We start from the raw sequence: 243 nt of genomic DNA on the forward strand, positions 1-243 counted from the left end.
TCCTGGTGCACCTCTATTCCTCCCGCGCGCACTGCTGGGGGGAGCGAGTCCTCCTGGACGGGGTGCAGGGCCTGCATCTGGGCTGGGACTCGATCGCCGCCGTGGCGAACCTGGCCGCGTGGCTGGCCTCGACCGGCGTCGTCGGCGATCCGGGGCAGTCGGCCCTCTGGGCGAAGGTGATGCTCGTGGTGGCCGTGCTGGTCGGCGCGGTCACGGCCGTGTACAACGGCGGGCGCCCCGGCC

1 pseudogene is annotated in these 243 nt (G+C 73.7%); it reads left to right on the forward strand.

What is annotated here, in order from left to right:
- Positions 1 to 243 (forward strand): annotated as a pseudogene (locus KVS67_RS12725) (tryptophan-rich sensory protein); the annotation flags it as partial.

It is taken from the genome of Micrococcus sp. GbtcB5 (assembly GCF_019091605.1).
GTDB lineage: Bacteria > Actinomycetota > Actinomycetes > Actinomycetales > Micrococcaceae > Micrococcus > Micrococcus luteus.